The organism is Burkholderia sp. R-40 (assembly GCF_049942845.1).
Lineage (GTDB): Bacteria > Pseudomonadota > Gammaproteobacteria > Burkholderiales > Burkholderiaceae > Burkholderia > Burkholderia ambifaria.
The window spans coordinates 826,642-844,197 of sequence record NZ_CP187969.1; the positions used below are offsets into that span (position 1 = coordinate 826,642).

General features: G+C 67.8%; 15 protein-coding genes. 9 read left to right on the plus strand and 6 right to left on the minus strand.

The window, feature by feature from the left end:
* Positions 1 to 69: 69 nt before the first annotated feature.
* Positions 70 to 324, plus strand: a complete 255-nt coding sequence (locus ACP26O_RS32470) for a hypothetical protein (RefSeq protein WP_175665783.1) — start codon at positions 70 to 72, stop codon at positions 322 to 324.
* Positions 325 to 569: 245 nt separating this feature from the next.
* Here the strand turns inward: ACP26O_RS32470 and ACP26O_RS32475 are convergent, their stop codons facing one another.
* From ACP26O_RS32475 to ACP26O_RS32500, 6 genes are all read right to left on the minus strand, one after another.
* Complete coding sequence (locus tag ACP26O_RS32475) at positions 570 to 833, minus strand: hypothetical protein (RefSeq protein ID WP_175665782.1); 264 nt, start codon at positions 831 to 833, stop codon at positions 570 to 572.
* 260 nt (positions 834 to 1,093) lie between these two features.
* Positions 1,094 to 2,026 carry a hypothetical protein gene (locus ACP26O_RS32480; protein WP_175665781.1) on the minus strand — a complete coding sequence of 311 codons (933 nt, stop codon included), beginning with the start codon at positions 2,024 to 2,026 and terminating at the stop codon, positions 1,094 to 1,096.
* 239 nt (positions 2,027 to 2,265) lie between these two features.
* Positions 2,266 to 3,654 carry an MFS transporter gene (locus ACP26O_RS32485; RefSeq protein WP_175665780.1) on the minus strand — a complete coding sequence of 463 codons (1,389 nt, stop codon included), beginning with the start codon at positions 3,652 to 3,654 and terminating at the stop codon, positions 2,266 to 2,268.
* Positions 3,655 to 3,754: 100 nt separating this feature from the next.
* A complete protein-coding gene (locus ACP26O_RS32490; RefSeq protein ID WP_175665779.1) occupies positions 3,755 to 4,933 on the minus strand; it encodes a CaiB/BaiF CoA transferase family protein in 1,179 nt (392 codons plus the stop codon).
* A gap of 14 nt (positions 4,934 to 4,947) precedes the next feature.
* The gene (locus ACP26O_RS32495) at positions 4,948 to 6,105 is read right to left on the minus strand and encodes an acyl-CoA dehydrogenase family protein (protein ID WP_175665778.1); all 1,158 of its coding nucleotides are present in this window, start codon (positions 6,103 to 6,105) and stop codon (positions 4,948 to 4,950) included.
* 30 nt (positions 6,106 to 6,135) lie between these two features.
* The gene (locus ACP26O_RS32500; RefSeq protein WP_175665777.1) at positions 6,136 to 6,993 is read right to left on the minus strand and encodes an FAS1-like dehydratase domain-containing protein; all 858 of its coding nucleotides are present in this window, start codon (positions 6,991 to 6,993) and stop codon (positions 6,136 to 6,138) included.
* Between the two features lie 139 nt (positions 6,994 to 7,132).
* Between ACP26O_RS32500 and ACP26O_RS32505 the strand changes: the two genes are divergently transcribed.
* The 8 genes from ACP26O_RS32505 (at position 7,133) to ACP26O_RS32540 (ending at position 17,541) form a co-directional block, all read left to right on the plus strand.
* Entirely contained in the window at positions 7,133 to 8,083 is a 951-nt protein-coding gene (locus tag ACP26O_RS32505) for a LysR substrate-binding domain-containing protein (RefSeq protein ID WP_175665776.1), read from the plus strand.
* A gap of 453 nt (positions 8,084 to 8,536) precedes the next feature.
* Complete coding sequence (locus tag ACP26O_RS32510) at positions 8,537 to 9,499, plus strand: sigma-54 interaction domain-containing protein (protein ID WP_175661647.1); 963 nt, start codon at positions 8,537 to 8,539, stop codon at positions 9,497 to 9,499.
* Between the two features lie 161 nt (positions 9,500 to 9,660).
* Complete coding sequence (locus tag ACP26O_RS32515) at positions 9,661 to 10,059, plus strand: DUF3467 domain-containing protein (protein ID WP_006753386.1); 399 nt, start codon at positions 9,661 to 9,663, stop codon at positions 10,057 to 10,059.
* 9 nt (positions 10,060 to 10,068) lie between these two features.
* Positions 10,069 to 13,845, plus strand: coding sequence for an N-acetylmuramoyl-L-alanine amidase (locus tag ACP26O_RS32520; RefSeq protein WP_244099039.1), 3,777 nt, complete (start codon positions 10,069 to 10,071; stop codon positions 13,843 to 13,845).
* An 18-nt stretch (positions 13,846 to 13,863) separates the two neighbouring features.
* Entirely contained in the window at positions 13,864 to 14,994 is a 1,131-nt protein-coding gene (locus tag ACP26O_RS32525; RefSeq protein ID WP_175665775.1) for a hypothetical protein, read from the plus strand.
* A complete protein-coding gene (locus ACP26O_RS32530; protein WP_175665774.1) occupies positions 14,991 to 15,254 on the plus strand; it encodes a hypothetical protein in 264 nt (87 codons plus the stop codon). Before ACP26O_RS32525 ends, ACP26O_RS32530 begins: the two co-directional genes overlap by 4 nt.
* Positions 15,251 to 16,072, plus strand: a complete 822-nt coding sequence (locus tag ACP26O_RS32535; protein ID WP_175665773.1) for a hypothetical protein — start codon at positions 15,251 to 15,253, stop codon at positions 16,070 to 16,072. Before ACP26O_RS32530 ends, ACP26O_RS32535 begins: the two co-directional genes overlap by 4 nt.
* Positions 16,069 to 17,541 carry a S8 family peptidase gene (locus ACP26O_RS32540; protein ID WP_175665772.1) on the plus strand — a complete coding sequence of 491 codons (1,473 nt, stop codon included), beginning with the start codon at positions 16,069 to 16,071 and terminating at the stop codon, positions 17,539 to 17,541. Before ACP26O_RS32535 ends, ACP26O_RS32540 begins: the two co-directional genes overlap by 4 nt.
* The last annotated feature ends 15 nt before the right edge of the window (positions 17,542 to 17,556 follow it).

The following is a 17,556-nucleotide window of genomic DNA, read 5'->3' on the forward strand; positions in this document are numbered from 1 at the left end:
TTGCGCGCCCCATGATTGCGAAAATTATTGAAGATTTGACCAGTAACGCCGGATAGAGGACACAAGAAAATGCCCTGTAGCACGCCGAACCCATCAAAGTTTGCTGAAGTGATTTTCGGTGGCTTGGCGAAAGGAACACTAGTAGTAGCTGCCATCATCGTCGCCATACTTGCGGTGCTAAGCGGCGATGCTAGTGGTCTGACGGATTTGCCGACTACGCGAAAGCAATGGCTCTATTTCTTGCTTGTCGTTCTGCTCGTGCTGATGGGCTTCATCTGCTTCATTGCGGTCAAGCGTTTCGGGGCAACCGGCCGCCTCTACTGACGATCGCATGGCCGTTTTCGGATGCGTCGATGACGCTCGAATGTCGCGGCCGACATCCCGGTGGATGACCCATGTTGGCCGAACGCGGCCTGCCGCCGCGCAGTGGCGCGCGACCGGCGCAGATAGATCCTGAGCGGTCCTTCAGAATTCCCAAGAGCTGTCGTTGAATCAGGAAACTTCGCGACTCGATAGGAGTGTCGAACGTCCCATGTTCGTCAGCGAAGGACGATGCGTCGCGGATTCCCTTATTTCATCTTTCGAAACAAATAGAAAACACCTGTTATCGATGCGATTATGACCAGCAAAAAAACGGGGGCGAGTGCCAACAATACAAAACCTCCGGCAAGGTCGGTGTCTTCTGTTGAGGGAGCCGTGAAGCGGTGATAAAGAATCAGATTGAGAGCGGTAATGCAGATGATCGCCGCAACTGTGATCCCAGTTACGACAGCCAGTACGCCAATACAGAACTTCTCTATCGACGTAACCGTTTGTTGTTCTTTCTCAGCCACCATCGCCTCCCATCGTGCGTCCTTCGCCGATGCGTCGATTTTCGTCGATCTGTGCGGCTATGTCTAACGACCGCTTCTGGCCGAACCGAGTCAGACGAACTGACGCTACCTGTTCGGTCTAGTCCACCCTTATACATTTAAACCATGCGTCGCGAGCGTCGGATCTCGGGCGTCATGGCGATGCGTCCGCTTTTCACAGCGGCTCGGCGCGAACATTCCGGTGCTGTCCGCCGGCGCTTCGTCGCCTGCTACTCCGCCCGCTACTCCGTCTGCTGGCGCCGGTATTCGTCCTGTTTCATCCGCAAGTACTGCTGCCGGTCGATTTCGTGCAGCTGCCGCGCATATTGCTCGCTGGAATTGAACCACGTGCTCAGGCGTTGCTCGAGCTGCTTGTCGGGCGGGCTCGATAGCGCGGCAAGATAGGCATCGATGGCGAGGTAGTAGCGCATGGTGTTGCGCTCCACGAGGCCTCGTATGCCGTCGACGTATTCCGCTTGTGCCGCGGACGGACCTGCGACGTTTGTGAAGCCGATCTTGCCGCGGTCAAACGTTGCCAGAAAGCTTTTCATCGCAAGACGCCCGACCAGGCCATAGCTGAATGCATAGGTCAGATGCAGGAACGTGCGGTTGCTACCGAGCTGCACCGCTTCCAGGACAATCTGATAATCCCGGGTGTTCAAGGGTCCGCTGTCGGCGTGGAGTTTGACCTTGAAGTATCCCGGGGCCCGGGCCGCCGCGTCGTAACGGAAATACAGGCGGTAAGTGGCCGGGAGCTCCGCGGCGGCTTCCCGTTTGCTGATATTCAGGGCCAGCATGTTGTCGCTATTCGTGCCGGGCGCACGGCAGTACTTGATGTTCGGATGCAGGATCAACAGCTCGCACCAGTTCGCGAGGCCCTGCGACTGGTAATCCAGGACGTTGCTGACGGTCGCGAACGGGTAGTCCACTTCTGCGTAGACTTCGCCGGTGACCGTGGAGAACGACTCCTGCGAATCCAGATACAGCCGCCGATGAAACGCGTTGTTATCGAGCTGCGGTTTCAGATTCTGGTATAGCGCGCGCAAACGGGTGGCGTCGTCGGAGGTTCCAGCCCACAACCCCACGCACGGCAGCCAACAGGCCGCCAGAACGATCAACATCCACGCCTTCCTGCGTAGCGCGGCGCTCGCTGGGTTTCGGTCACGCTTGCTCATCAACGTGCTCCGGCTGACGACTCCGATGGGCGGCCCCATCGCACCTGTACACCTCGATCGCGGTCGCGGCTTGCGCGCGCGGCGCGCATGCGGCTATCCCGACGCCGATCGATTCCTGCTAATACTATGGCGCGCGTCGCGGAGATGACATTAGGATTTCAGCCGATCATTCAGCGGCCGGTCACGCGTGGGCAGTCGGGTGACGCGCGTCGGCCGGTACGCCGATACATCTTCGCCGATCAAACTTGGGTCACCCGCGGCGCGACGGCCGCGCCATCCGCGTCGCTCGTCCCCGGTGCGACTTCCTCCAGCGCCTGTCGCCCCGTTTCGACCCGCAGCAACCCGATCGCGACGCACAGCACGCCGAGTGTCGCGCTGACCATTGCGATCACGCCCGACACGCCGAACGCCTGATAAAGCGCGAGTGCCAGCGCGGGCGTCCCGATCGACGACATCCGCCCGCACATCCCCGCGACGCCCGTGCCACGCAGCCGCACCTCGGTCGGAAACAGCTCCGGGATATACCCAAACAGCCCGAGCGTCGTGATCGTATAGATCGCACTGACGAGACAGAACCCGACCAGAATGATCGCCGTGGTATCGCGCAGCGACACATACAGCCAGCCGAGCGCGATGCTCAGAATCGAAGCGATCACGATTCCCCTCGCACGGCCGATCCGGTCCGCGATCAGATACCCGATCAACCCGCCGACCGGCGACCCGATCGACATCAGGAACACGAAGCCGAGCGACTTGACGACCGACAACCCCTGCGTGACGAAAAACGTCGGCAGCCACGCGATGAAGCCATAGAGCCCGACGTTTACGCCGATCGCCGTCAACGCGGCAACCGCCATCCGCCCACGCATCCCTTTCGAAAACAGCACCGCGAGCGGCACCTTCCCGACATGCAGATCAATGGTGCGCCGCACCGGCGGCAGCGCGCCGACCTGCTTGCTCACGTCCTGCTCGATCGCGGCCAGCGTCGCCTCCGCCTCGTCGAGCCGCCCGACGGATTCGAGCCAGCGCGGCGATTCCGGCATCCGCTTGCGCATGAACCACACGACCAGCGCACCGATACCGGCCAGCGCGAACATATAGCGCCAGCCGAGATTCGGAATGATCCAGTACCCGGCGGCCAGCGCGGCGAACAGCCCGCTGTTGGTAATGATCGCGAGCAGCGACACCCACTTCCCGCGCGTGTCGGGCGGCACGAATTCGGCGAGCGTCCCGGCCGCGACGACCAGTTCCGCCCCGAGCCCGATCCCCATGATGAACCGCAGCACGATCAACCACTCGATGTCGGGCGCAAAACACGCGGCGATCGACGCGAGCCCGAACACCGCGAGATTGAGCTGATACGAATACCGCCGCCCGAGCCTATCACCGACATACCCCGCGACGAACGCGCCGATCATCATCCCGACGAACGTCGACGACACGAACATCGCGCCATGCCGCAGATCGGTGAAGCCGTCCTTGACCATCGACGCGACCGAGCCGTTGGCGAGATAGATGTCGAACGCGTCGAGGAACGCGCCGCCGGCGATCAATCCAAGTATCTTCCAGTGGAACCTTGAAACGGGCAGCCGGTCGAGCCGGCCGGCGGCATTGACGGTGTTCGCCATGATGTCTCCAGATGTGGCGCTCTCGCGTCTGCTGACCAGACGCGGAGACGCTTCGATAGTGTGATGAGGGGCGCGCTGCGATCAGCGCGGAAAGGCCCGGTCAGACCGCGCCGGACGCATGCAACGCGTGAATCTGTTCATCGGCATACCCAAGCTCGCGCAGCACCGCGTCGGTATGCTGCCCGAGCGCCGGCACGGGATCCATGCGCGGCTCGTCGCTCGGTGCGATGCCGGGCGGCAGCAGCGCGGGGATCTCGCCGGCGGGCGTATCGACCCGCGTCCAGCGGTGCCGGGCGGCGAGCTGTTCATGCGTCCACACGCCATGCATGTCGTTCATCCGCGCGTTCGCGATGCCGGCCTGCTCGAGTCGGTCGATCACGTCGGCGGCCGTGAGCGTCGAGAACGCGCGGACGATGACGGATGCCAGCTCGTCGCGATTCGCGACGCGTCGGCTGTTCGACCCGAAGCGCTCGTCGGCCGCGAGCTCGGGCATGCGGAGCACGGTCTCGCAGAAGCTTTTCCATTCGCGCTCGTTCTGCAGGCCCAGCATCACGGTGTGGCCGTCACCGGCCTTGAACGGACCGTACGGAAAGATCGTCGCGTGCGACGCGCCGGCTTGCCGCGGCGGCGGCTGGCCATCGATCGCGTAATAGAGCGGATAGCTCATCCACTCGACCATGCTTTCGAGCATCGATACGTCGATGTGCCGGCCGCGTCCGGTGCGGCCGCGCTCGATCAGCGCGGCGAGGATGTTCGAATACGCGTACATGCCCGCCGCGATATCGGCGATCGAGCAGCCGGCCTTGGCCGGCTCGCCGTCGGAACCGGTAATGCTCAGGAATCCGGATTCACTCTGGATCAGCAGGTCGTATGCCTTCTTGTCGCGAAACGGCCCGTCGAGCCCATAGCCGGAAATGTCGCAGACGATCAGCCGCGGATAGCGCGCGCGCAGCGCGTCGTAGTCGAGCCCCAGGCGTTGCGTCGCGCCGGGTGCGAGGTTTTGCACGAATACGTCGGCATCCGCGAGCAGCTTGTGCACGACGTCCAGCGCCGCGGGCTGCTTGACGTCAAGCGTGATGCTTTCCTTCGAGCGGTTGGTCCACACGAAGTGCGACGCGAGTCCCGACACGCGCTCGTCGTAGCCTCGCGCGAAATCGCCGACGCCCGGTCGTTCGACCTTGATCACGCGCGCGCCGAGATCCGCGAGCTGACGCGTGCAGAACGGCGCGGCGATCGCATGCTCGAACGTGACGACCTTGATGCCTTCCAGTGGACGCATGCTCGTCACTCCCGTCAGAACGACCGCGGCAGGCCGAGGATGTGCTCCGCGACATACGACAGGATCAGGTTCGTCGAGATCGGCGCGACCTGGTACAGGCGCGTTTCGCGGAACTTGCGCTCGACGTCGTATTCGCACGCGAAGCCGAAGCCGCCATGGAACTGCAGGCACGCGTTCGCGGCTTCCCACGACGCGTCGGCCGCGAGCAGCTTCGCCATGTTTGCCTGCGCGCCGCACGGTTCGTGCGCGTCGAACCGGCGCGCGGCCTCGAAGCGCATCAGGCTCGCGGCCTCGACGTTGATGAACGCGCGGGCGATCGGAAACTGCACGCCCTGGTTCTGGCCGATCGGACGGCCGAACACGACGCGATCCTTCACGTACTGCGACACCTTGTCGACGAACCAGTAGCCGTCGCCGATGCATTCGGCGGCGATCAGCGTGCGCTCGGCATTGAGCCCGTCGAGGATGTACCTGAAGCCCTGACCTTCGTCGCCGATCAGGTTCTCGGCGGGGATTTCAAGGTTGTCGAAGAACAGCTCGTTCGTCTCGTGGTTGACCATGTTCGGAATCGGGCGCACGGTCATCCCGTTGCCGATCGCGTGATGCAGATCGACGATGAAGATCGACATCCCCTCCGACTTCTTCTGCACGTCCGACAGCGGCGTCGTGCGCGCGAGCAGGATCATCAGGTCGGAGTGCTGCACGCGCGAGATCCACACCTTCTGGCCGTTGATCACATAGCGGTCGCCCTTGCGCACGGCGGTCGTCTTGATCTTGGTGGTGTCGGTGCCGGTGGTCGGCTCGGTCACGCCCATCGACTGCAGGCGCAGCTCGCCGCTCGCGATCTTCGGCAGATAGCGCTGCTTCTGTTCGGCCGAGCCGTGGCGCAGCAGCGTGCCCATGTTGTACATCTGGCCGTGGCACGCGCCGGAGTTGCCGCCCGCGCGGTTGATTTCCTCCATGATCACCGACGCCTCGGTCAGGCCGAGGCCGGAGCCGCCGTATTCCTGCGGAATCAGCGCGGCGAGCCAGCCGGCTTTCGTCAGCGCGTCGACGAACGCTTCGGGATAGCCGCGCGCTTCGTCGATCCCGCGGAAATAGTCGGCGGGAAACTCGCCGCACAGGTCGCGAACGGCTTCGCGAATGTCTTGGTACGCGTCGGTAGGGTTCATGCGTCTTATCAGGGAAAGCGTCGGAATGGGTCAGGCGAGGGTCGCGCTCGCGGACATGGTCAGCCAGCCGTCGTGGTCGTTCGCCCAGAGCTCGACGGTCTTGCCGTCGTCGGCGAGGCGGCCGCACACGCTGAAGGGGTGGCCGAGAAAGGTCGGCCGCACCGCGCGATACGCGTATTCGCCGATCGTCGCGCCGGGCAGCGAGCGCGTGACGAGGTCGAGCAGCAGCGTCGAGATCAGCGGCCCGTGCACGACGAGATCCGGATAGCCTTCGACGTCGCGCACGTAGCTGCGGTCGTAATGAATCCGATGGCCGTTGAAGGTCAGCGCGGAATAGCGGAACAGCATCACTTCGTCCGGCGTGATGTCGCGCCGCCATTGCGCATGCTCGGGCGCGGCCTTCGGCGGGGGCGCGACGGCGCCGAAGGCCGCGCCGGGCGCCGCCGCGCCGCGATAGACGATGTCGTGTTCCTCGCGGATCGCGACTTCGCCTTCGGCTTCGATCACGTGCTCGACGGTCACGAAGCCGAGCGTGCCGCTGCGGCCTTCCTTGCGCTCGACCGACAGCACGCGCGACGTGCGCGTTGCGATCGCGCCGATCGGCAGCGGCCGTTCGAACGTCAGCCGGCCGCCGGCCCACATGCGGCGCGGCAGCCCGAGGTCCGGCAGGAAGCCGCCCGTGCGCGGATGGCCGTCGGGGCCGAGTTCGGCCTGCTGCGCGATCGACCAGAAATACAGCCAGTGCCACGCGGGCGGCAACGCATCGCCGGCGGCGGGAACGGTCGGATGGTCGAGCGTGGCCGCGAGTGCGACCGCACGGTCGGCGCTGATCAGGTCGGTCGCGACCTGCTGCACATCGTCACTGGCATTCGACCGGGAAGCATTCACTGTCACCTCCATCGCCGGGCGGCCGGCGCTTCTGACTGGGCATGAAGTGACTGTAGGTGAAGCGCGGGCGCGGCGGAAATACCGTTTGAATGTACCCGTCATAGGGGTACCCTATGGCTTTCGCTTCGATCGAACCGCCATGGACATCCGTCAGCTCCGCTACTTCGTCAGCATCGTGGAATACGGGAGCCTCGGGAAAGCGGCCGAAAAACTCTTCGTCGCGCAGCCGTCGCTGAGCCAGCAGATCGCGAAGCTCGAAGGCGACCTCGGCGTCGCGCTGCTGGTGCGCAGCCCGCAGGGCGTGAAGCCGACGGCGGCCGGCCAGGCGCTGTACCGCCATGCGCGGCTCGTGCTGCGGCAAATGGAGCAACTGCGCCAGGAAGTGCGGGAAGGCGCGGGCAGCGAGTCGGGCACGGTCGCGGTGGGTTTTCCGACCACGATGACGTCGATCCTCGCGGTGCCGCTGTTCGAACGAATCCGGGCGCGTTATCCGGGCATCCGGCTGCAGTACATCGAGACCATGAGCGGCTTCATCAACGAGCTGCTGGCGAACGGGCGGCTCGACCTCGCGATCCTGTTCCGCGAATCGAACACCACCGGCATTACCGCGATGCCGCTGTTCGACGAGGTGCTGTATCTGCTCGGCGAGCCGGGCGGCGCGGTGCCGTCGCGCGCGCGAACCTGTTCCCTCGCGTCGCTCGCCGGCGTGCCGTTCGTCGCACCGGGCGTGCAGAACGGGCTGCGCCTGTTGCTCGAGCGCACGTTCGCGCGCGAAGAGGTGCCGCTGAACATCGTCGCGGATATCGATTCGCTGCCGACGATGATATCGCTCGCGCAGGCGGGCCTTGCGTGCACGATCCTGCCCGCGTCCGCGCTGGCGTCGCGCGAGCCGTCCAGCCGGCCGAAGATGCGCCGGATCGTCGAGCCTGAGATTCGCCGGCCCGCGAGCCTGTGCTGGTCGAACACGTCCCCCGTCAATTCCGCCGCGCTGGCCGTGCGGCAAACGATCGTCGAGCTGATCGGCGAACTGGCCGCAAGCGGCGTGTGGACGGGCATCACGCTGCGCGCGGGTGATGCCACGCCGTCGTGACGGGTGGGATGCGCGGCATGCGCGGGATGAGTCGGCGAGCCAGTGTGCGGACGGTCAGGACCCGCATTCACCGGATGCCGCGATCGGTGTTCCGTTCGTCGTGCTGATTGCGCACGGATTGATGAACATGCGTGACATGACACATTCGCGATCGCGTCCGCGCATGTCCGAGTCGACTGGCTCACAGTCGCACCGGCGAGCCGGCATGCCATGCGCAAGCGTCGCCTCTCGGAAGGTTGTACGAACCTCGATATTGACACTACACTGATTATCGGCCGGCGTCGTGACACGCGGCTATCCATTCAACACGCATTCCAGTACTAATTAAACGCGTGCCAACAATCGCCATCGAGGATGGTTGCCTTGTTCCTCAACATCCAGCGGGGGGAAGTGGCGATGAAATTCGGGGCTGCGCAACATCCGTCAACGGTTTGCTAGCCGTACGGCGCGCGCATGAGCACGATCGGAGGCATTTGCGCGACGTCACTCGGGCTGCATGGCTCGAGTCCGGCGATGATCGATCTGCGTCGCTATCTGGCGAAGGTCGCGCAAACCGATACGACGGTGCTCGTGACCGGTGAAACCGGCACCGGCAAAGAGCGCGTCGCGACCGCCGTCCATCACCTCAGCACCCGCACCGACAAGCCGTTCATCGCGGTGAACTGCGCCGCCGTGCCCGACAGCCTGTTCGAATCCGAGATGTTCGGCCACGAGCGCGGCGCCTTCACCAGCGCCCAGCACGCGTTTCCCGGCCGCTTCGTCGAGGCCGACGGCGGCACGCTGTTCCTCGACGAAGTCAGCGAGATGCCGCCCGCTGTCCAGGCGAAGCTGCTGCGCCTGCTCGAAGACCGTACGGTGATGCCGGTCGGCTCGCTGCGCCGGCGCCCTGTCGATGTCCGGATCGTGGCCGCCAGCAACGAAAGACTGGAGGACCTGGTCGCGGAGCGCCGTTTCCGCGCCGACCTGTTCTATCGCCTGAACGTCGCGCGCATCGAGATTCCGCCGCTGCGGGAACGGCCGGAGGACATCGCGTCGATCGTCGATCACTTCGTCGCCGAACACAACCAGCGGCGGGCGATGCGGGTGGGGCGGCCCGATCCGGCATTGCTCGAGTACATGCGGCACTACCCGTGGCCGGGCAACGTACGTGAGCTGCGCAACCTGGTCGAGGCGTTGTTCATCGATGCGCCGGAAGGGCGCCCGTTCGGGCTGGGCGACCTTCCGCCGGCGTTTCGCCGCCTGTTCCTGCAGGACTTTTCCGCCGGCGAACAGGAGCGCGAACGACTGGTCTCGGTCCTGCGCCAGACCAACTGGAACAAGATGGAAGCGGCGCGCCAGATGAACTGGTCGCGCATGACGCTGTACCGCAAGCTGGCCAAGTACAACCTGGACGCCGGCAACACTGCATCGGTGTGACAGCCCGGCTGTCACATGGTACAGCCCGGCAGCGTTCGCGAATTCCACTCCAGTCGGAAAATTCCACGGCTAATCATGCGCTTGCGTCAGCGCGCGCGCGTTGGCCCGCTCCTTGCGAAGAAGAACGGACAGACCGACCGTCGCCATGCAAGGAGGCCGTCGTGCACGTCATCGAGCCACTCCAGGACGCCCCGCCGGATCCGGCTCAGCCCGCCGGCCCGCCACGGCCGCTGCTCGCCAGTTATGCGAACTATTTCGAGGTCGGGCATAACGCGTTCGAGTTCCTGATCGATGCCGGGCAGGTCGAGCCGCAGTCCGGCAACGTCCAGTTGATGAGCCGCGTCGCGGTCAGCCCGGTTCACGCCAAGCTGCTGGCGCAGTTGCTGGCGCGCGCGATCGCCCAGTTCGAGGCGACGCACCACGAAATCCCCGACATCGGCGACCCGGAACCGGATCTGGCGATTCTTCCCCCGCAGGAATTCGAACGGCGCGCGATCGATGCGCGCAGCAAGCCGATGCTCGGCGGCCGTCGCGACGAGCCCGATCAAAACCAGAGCTGAGGACACGACATGGCAGCGCAACTCCATCCCAACCGCATGGTCCTGACCGACCGTTTCCCGATGCTGGGCTTCACGATTCGCGTCGGCCACGCGCCGTGCGTCGCGGAACTGGTGATCGCCACCGATCCCGCGCTGTTCATGCGCAAGGAAGGGCGCACGTCGTCGACGTTCTATACCAGTCGCGAGGACGGTCTGCTGGCGATCCCGCGCGGCGAAGCGGTGTTCATGGTGCCGCCGGCGGTGCTGGCGCGCTTCGCAGGCGCGAGCCGTCTGTGGTTCGGTCTCGCCACCGCGGCGTCGCCCGATGCCGATGCGTGGACGGTCGACGTGCTGCCGAATGCCGACAGTCCCTACGTGTCGCTGTCGGGGCTCAGCGATCGGGGATTGCGCAGGGTCCGCGTGTTCCCGACGCGCGGCCCCGCCGCCGTCAGGAGTCCGCTGCTGAACTGGGCGGGCGACGGCACCCGGCCGGGCGCTACCGCCGTGCCGGCGCCTGCCGCACCGGGCGCCGTGTCCGTCCCGCCGCAGCCGGCCGTCGAGCCCGCCGCGCCGCGCCACGACGTCCATTACGACGACGGGTTCGGTCCGCTTCCGCCGCTCCATGCCGCCACGCCTGTCGCCGCGACGCCCGTCGCTCCGGCGCCGGCCGCGCGCCCGGCGCCTGCTGTCGCACCGGCGCCCGTCTCGCAGGGGATGAGCGGCGATGCCGAGTTCCGCCTTGCCGGCGAGCGCCGCGGCTTTACCTGGCCGCGACCGCGAAAGCTGTCGAGCGTCGAGCGGGCCGCGCTGCGCGCGATGCTGAGCGCGAATCCGGCCACCGCGTCGCTGCTGTTGCTGCTGCCGGTCGCGATGCGCAACGGCCTGTCGGTCTCGATCGGCGCGGGCGCGGGGGCCGGGCTGGAAACTGGGGGCGCCGGCGCGGTCGGCCTCATCTTCGACGCCAACGGCGACGACATCGGCGTGTTCGTGTCGGGCGAGCTCGACTTCGGCTACATCGTGTCGGCGAGCCTCACCGGCCAGATCAGCTTGCTGCGCGGCCATATCGACGATTTCTCGGGCACCGGTACGACGGTGGGCGTCATGGTCGGCGAAAGCCCGGCCGGCGGCATCTCGGCGCTGTTCAACGCGCGCAACGAATTCGTCGGCGTCACGCTGGCGGCCGGCGTGAGCGTCGGCAGCCCGGTGAGCATCTTCGTCGGCGTCTCGCGCGCCGCGTCGGGCACGATCGCCACCGCGTCGGCGCTCGCATGGTCGCGCGGCCTGAGCGACGACCCCGAGGCGTACGGCATCGATACGCCGCCGTACAGCGACGACGATGCGGTCGGCGAGCCACCCGCCACGGCCAGCGCGCTGGCGCTGGGCGCGCGCGAGAACAGTCTCGTCACGCGCACCGCGGCCAGCCCGAATTTCGACGAGGGGCGCGGCAGCAAGACGATCGACCGGATCATCATCCACATCGCCGATGTACCCACGGTCCAGCAGGTGGTGAATACCTTCACCAATGCCGCATCCAAGGTGAGTTCGCATTACCTGGTCGGGCAGGCGGGCGAAGTGGTCCAGTTCGTGTCCGAGGCCGACACGGCGTGGCACTGCAAGGGCTCGAACCAGCGCAGCATCGGCATCGAACATATTGCGGTGAAGCGCGGCGGCGCCGACTACCCGCGTCGCAGCGGCACCGTCCAGCATTTCGACGCGCTGGCGCCGACCCAGCTCCAGTACGAAACCTCGGCGGCGCTGGTCGCGTCGCTGTGCGACAAGTATCAGTTGCCGATCAATCGCACGACGATCATGGGCCATCGCGAGGCCGACACGTCGACCGGCCATACCGCGTGCCCCGACGGCAACTGGGATTGGGACTACTTCATGCGGCTGGTCAACAGCCGCACCTGCCAGCCGCAGGCAGCCGGCCAGGCGCTCGGGTTCGCCGCGCGCGGCCTCGGCGATGACATTCCGCTCGATCCCGGCGTCGGCGGCCTGTCGATCGGCACCGACGCGCTGGAGATCGGCGACATTATTCTCAGCACCACCGGCAATTCCGGCTCCGGCGTCATTCGCGCCGGCTCAGGCGCCGAGGTCAGCCACGCGATGCTCTATGTCGGCCAGGGCGGGCAGGTGATCGAGGCGATTCCCGGCGGGGTCCAGCTGCGCCCGCTCGCGGATGCGCTGGCCGACGCGCGCCTCGCGGTCGCGTTTCGGGTGCCGGGCCTGACCGATACGCAGCAGCGGCAGGTCGCCGATGCCGCCGCGCGCTACCTCGATCGTGGCTTCAACTATGTCGGGTTGGTGCGCTGCGGCGGCTACCTGATCGATCGCCGCGCGTGCGACCTGCTGTCGGGCGACGCGGCGCAGCGCTGTCGCCGTTTCGTCGGCCGCATCGAGCTCGGCGAGGGCGCCGACACCGACAACTTCTTCTGTTCGCAACTGGTCGCGCAGTCGTTTCAGGACGCAGGCAAGCCGATCGTCAGCGTGCCGCCGCACTGGGTGCCGCCGGGCGATCTCGCCAGCTTGTCGACCGGCACGATGGCCGCGGGAACGCTCGCGTATGTCGGCCATCTGAAGGCGCCGATCCCGAGCCGCGGCTTCTTCGGCATGAGCCAGGCGCTGTCGGTCGCGCCGGGCGCCGCGCGCGCGTTGGGCGCCGACGACTGGACGGTGAACTGGGACGAGGTGCAGATGGTCCCGCAACCCACCGACATGGGCTGCTGGGCGACGGCCGCGTCGATGGTGCTCGGCTGGCGCGACAACCAGAGCGTCGATCCGGCGCTGCTCGCGCGCTGCATCAGTCTCGAGCGCCAGATGCGGGACGGCCTGGCGCCGGCCGAGGTGGCGGGGTTCGCCGGTGCGTCGACGCTCACGGTCGAACCCAATGCGTGCTTCGCGCCCGAAGGCTTTCGGCGGCTGCTGGAAGCGAACGGGCCGATCTGGGTCGCCGAAGTCGTGCGCGCGCCGGTCAACTTCTTCCATGCGGTGGTGGTGACGGGCATGTATCGCAGCGGCGACGCGTATTTCGTGCGGATCACCGATCCGCTGGACCGGGTGGTCGGCACGCCGGGCCGTCCCGGCGCGCGTACGCTGCCGCCGACCCATACGACCGGCAGCCGCTACATCATGACCTACGAGGATTTCGTGTCGGAGTACGAGGCGGCGGCCGGCATCGGCGTGATCCAGCTGATGCATTCGGGCGGCACGTTCGGTCACCTGATCAATCGCGGCAGCGCGGCGGGCGCGGGCTACGCGCTCGGCGTCGCGCCGCCGGCCGCGGGCGGCGAATTCGGCTTCGGCGCGAGCCTGACCCGGCGCACCGAGCGCCGCGACGGGCGCAGCTACGACCTTGCGCAACTGGCCGGGCTGGTCCAGCCCGCCAATGCGCTGGCGGGCGGCGCCGGGCAGCCACGCATGGCCGGTCAGCACATCACGCTCGACGACTGGCCGTACATCGACGGGCCGAGCGGCCGCACGTCGGCGCCGGTATCGATCGACTGGGCGTGGCAGGGCGGCGCGGTTGGCGACGTGACGATCGCCGCGGGCGACGGACAGATGCTCGACGGCTGGAGTGCATTCGTCCGCGCGGATATCGGCCGCGGTGCCGGCACGCCCGAACGGGCGAGTGTCACGCTGCGCATCACCACCACGTTCCGGCATGCGGGCGAGGAGGATCAGGTTGGCGTGACCGAGGTGACGCTGAACGGCGACGGCCGCTTCCAGACCGTGCATGGCGCCGACGGCGCGCCGCCGCTGCCGTCGAGCGGCTCGCAGCCGGCGGCGCGCGAACTGCAACCTGCCTGACCCCGAGGGACACGCGCGATGGCTCGCCACATTCCCCCTCCGCCACCCCGCGGCGCGATCACGCCCGCGGTGGCACTTGCTCGCGACGCGTTCGGCCGCGAGATCGTCGACGGCTCCGGGTCGGCTGACCCGGCCAGGCAGGACGGCGCGTTGCCGCCAGCGGCGCCGGCCGGCGGCCCGGGCGCTTCGGCGCCCCCCAAGGAGAAGGCGACGGACGCCATCGGCCGGCGTGCGGCGGCGCTGGCCGACGCGATCGACTTCCCCACCTTCGTCGCGAGCCTCGTGCATGGCACGTACGACGCGATCGTCGACAGCTCGATCAAGCAGGTGGAGAGTTTCGCCGACCTGGTCGGCGCGGTGGCCAAGCCGCTGGACCAGTTCGCGCAGGAGAACGTGACCGACGGGCAGGCGCGGGCGTGGCTGGTCGAGCAGTATCCGCACGACGTGACGCTGATACAGGACGGCGGTGAATACCGCCTTGCGCCGGCGGTCCGGGCAAGCGACGACGACGCGGCGCCTGCGCCCGCGTGGCTCGCCGATTTCGGCGCCGCCGATGGCGCGTTCGACTCTCAGACGCTCGAATCGGTGGTGCTGCCCCGCGCCCGCGAGCGCGTCGCGCAGCATCGCTTGTCGACGCTGTCGACGATGGTGCTGCTGGGCATGCAGCGGGTCGTGGTCAAGGACGGCACGATCGCCGCCAGCCTCAATTTCCAGGCCAAGGCGCGCGACCGGGCCGCCGTGCAGTATGCGACGTCGAACGACCCGTCGTCGGGACAGACGACCTGGGGCGGACGGGGGACGTCGGGCGACGTGGTCACCACGGTCTCCACCGTTGCGGTCAATGCGCAAACCGACACCGATCTCAAGGCGACGCTGACCGGGAAGGTGAGCATCAATTTCGCGTCGGAGACGCTGCCGCTCGACCGTTTCGTCGACGAGGCGTCGCGCAATCTGCTGGAGCGGCACAGCCGGCCGGCGGCGCGGATCGCGCCACCGGCGGCGATGGCCGCCCAGCCTGCGGCGCCCGTTGCGGCGTCGGCTCCCGCCGCGCCGCCTGCGCCCGCCGCTGCGCCCGCCACCGTGCCTGCTGCCTCGGCCGCACCCGCTGCACCGCTCGCACCCGCACCCACCCGAGGAGAACCGGCATGATTTCGCCGCGGCCGCTGGGCGAGACGCTGGGCGCGTTCGCCGATGTCGCCGAACAGCTGACCGCGGGTGCGGCGCAGGGGCTGCGGGTGCGCTCGGTGGTCATGGAGCTGCCGCTCGACCTGCGCATCGCGCGCGGCGCCGACGGCATCGAACTGGTCGGCGATCTGCCGCAGTTCCTGACCCGCACGGCCTTCGATCCGGAGCCGGCACGGCTCGCGATCGTCCTCGAAGCCGTGCCGATCGATGGAGCGGGGCAATGAACAGCAACGCCAGCCTGCGCCTCGAGGATTTCATCCAGGCCGTCCAGAGCCAGCTCGACAACGCGCAGGCGGCGATGGCGATCAAGGCGCGCAACCTCAACCTGCCGCTGACCTTCGCGATCAAGGACGTCAACCTCGATCTGCGCGCCCATGTGGAATTCGTCGAAAGCGAGGTCTGGATTCGCCCGGCCGGCCCGGCCGACACCGACAGCAGCACCTTCCATCTCGTCTTCACGACCATCACGCGTCCGGCGATCGAGGAGAACGCGATCGCGCTGTCCGAGGACGGCAAGGACCAGCCGCTCGACGCGCTGGGCGACGAACTCTCGGCCGAGGACCGCAAGCGGCTGGAATGGGCCGGCGTACGCACGGTCAGGCAATTTCAGCAGGCCGAGCAGCGTGACATGGTGCATGCGATCGGCCGCGTCACCAATCTGTCCGTGGACCGGCTGCGCCGGGCGCTCGATCGGGCGTCCGCGCCGAGCGTCGAGCGGGTCGAGCCCGTGGCGCCCGCCAACGACGCGCAGCCCGATGCGTCGCCGCTGCTGCGCGTGATCGGGCGCAATCTGGTCAACGGCACGCATGCGCCGCTGGTGCGGATCGGCAATCGCCCGGTCGCCGTGTTGCAATCGGCGGACGACGAGTTGCTGCTCGCGCCCGGTCGCGACCAGTGGGCCGGCGAACTTGCCGTGTCGCCGACGAGCCGGCATGCGGCCGCCATGGCGTTCGACCTGAGCGCATTCGCGCCGCCGGCGGCACCCGCGGCCAGGCCGATGACTCTGGCCGCCATCCCCGGTCAGGAGGAGGCGCGGCCATGACGATCTGCGCACTCGGCACGCCGTGGGCCTCGCCCGGCGAGCGGCAGTTCAGCCTGCCGACCAGCCTGCTCGTCAAGCTGGCGCTCGGCGAAGCGCCCGAGGACGTGCCGTCGATTCGCGACGTGACGCGCGGCGCGCTGGCTGCCGCGCAACGCATCGACGGCGGTCCGGTCGACCGTATCGTGGTTGCGTTCGCCGGCCGCTTTCTGGCGGTGCGCCCGTTCAGCGCGGCGGCCGGGCGCTGGGTGCCCGGGCACGCGCACCGCGGATACGACGCGATCGAGCAAGCGACGGGCATGGCCCGCACGCTGCTGCTGCGCGTGCCGGCCGGCACGGCAATCGGCGAGCTGTGCGACGCGCTCGGCCAGCTGTCGACCGTGGAAAGCGTGACGCCCAACTACGTGGCGATGGTTCCGATGGACGTGCCGGGCCGGCTGGCGCCCGTGCCGCCGGTCGCGCGGTTCGCGCGGGACGCGCGCGCGCTGGTGCGCATGGCCGACGCGCATGCGATCGAGCGGGGCGACAGCGGCGTCACGATCGGTCTCATCGACAGCGGCATCGCCCGCCGGCATCCCGAATTCGCCCATGCGTTCCGCACGGGCGCCGACACGGTGCGGCTGGAGCCCGGCGACTTGTCGCCCGGCGTGCAATTGCTGAGCGGGCATGGCCATCGCGGCGATTTTCCCGAGGACCGCTTCGTCGGTCACGGCATGGGCTGCGCGGGCATCATCGCCGCGGAGGGCGTGGCGATGCCGCGCGGGCTCGGCGGCGACTGCCGCATCCTGCCGATGCGCGCGCTGGCGGCCGCCCGTCTGCCGGGCAACGCGCATGCGGTCGGGCTCGGCGCGATCGCCGATCTCGATCGCGCGCTCAAGCTCGCGGTCGACCTCGGCGCCAAGGTCATCAACATGAGCTTCGGCACCGACGACGCGACGATCGCCGCCAACCGGCCGAAACCGCATGCCGACACGATCGCGTATGCCGCCGCGCGCGGCTGCATCCTCGTTGCCGCGAGCGGCAACAACGGCAGCGTGACCCGCTACTGGCCCGCTGCCTACCCGCAGGTGATCGCGGTCGGCGCCGTGGGCGACGACGGACGGCCGACCCGGTTCTCGACGCGCGGCCCGCACGTCGCGCTGTGCGCACCGGGCGAACGGGTGCTGACGAGTGCGATCGAGGCCTATCAGCTGGCGACCGGCACCAGTTTCGCCGCGCCGTTCGTCGCGGGCGCCGCGGCGCTGCTCGTCGCGTACGCGCAGCGCCGCGCGTATCCGCTCGACGGCGCGACGGTGCGCGAGCTGCTCGTCGCCACCGCCCGCCCGTTCGCGCCCGGCGCGGCCGACGGCTGCGGCGCCGGCATTCTCGACGCGGCGGCGGCGCTGCGGGCGCTGTCCGGCCGCATCGACGCGTACGAAGCGGCGGGCGACGACGGTTGCACGGGCAAGGAAGGCACGGCCGACGACGGCTGACTTGCGCGCCGGATC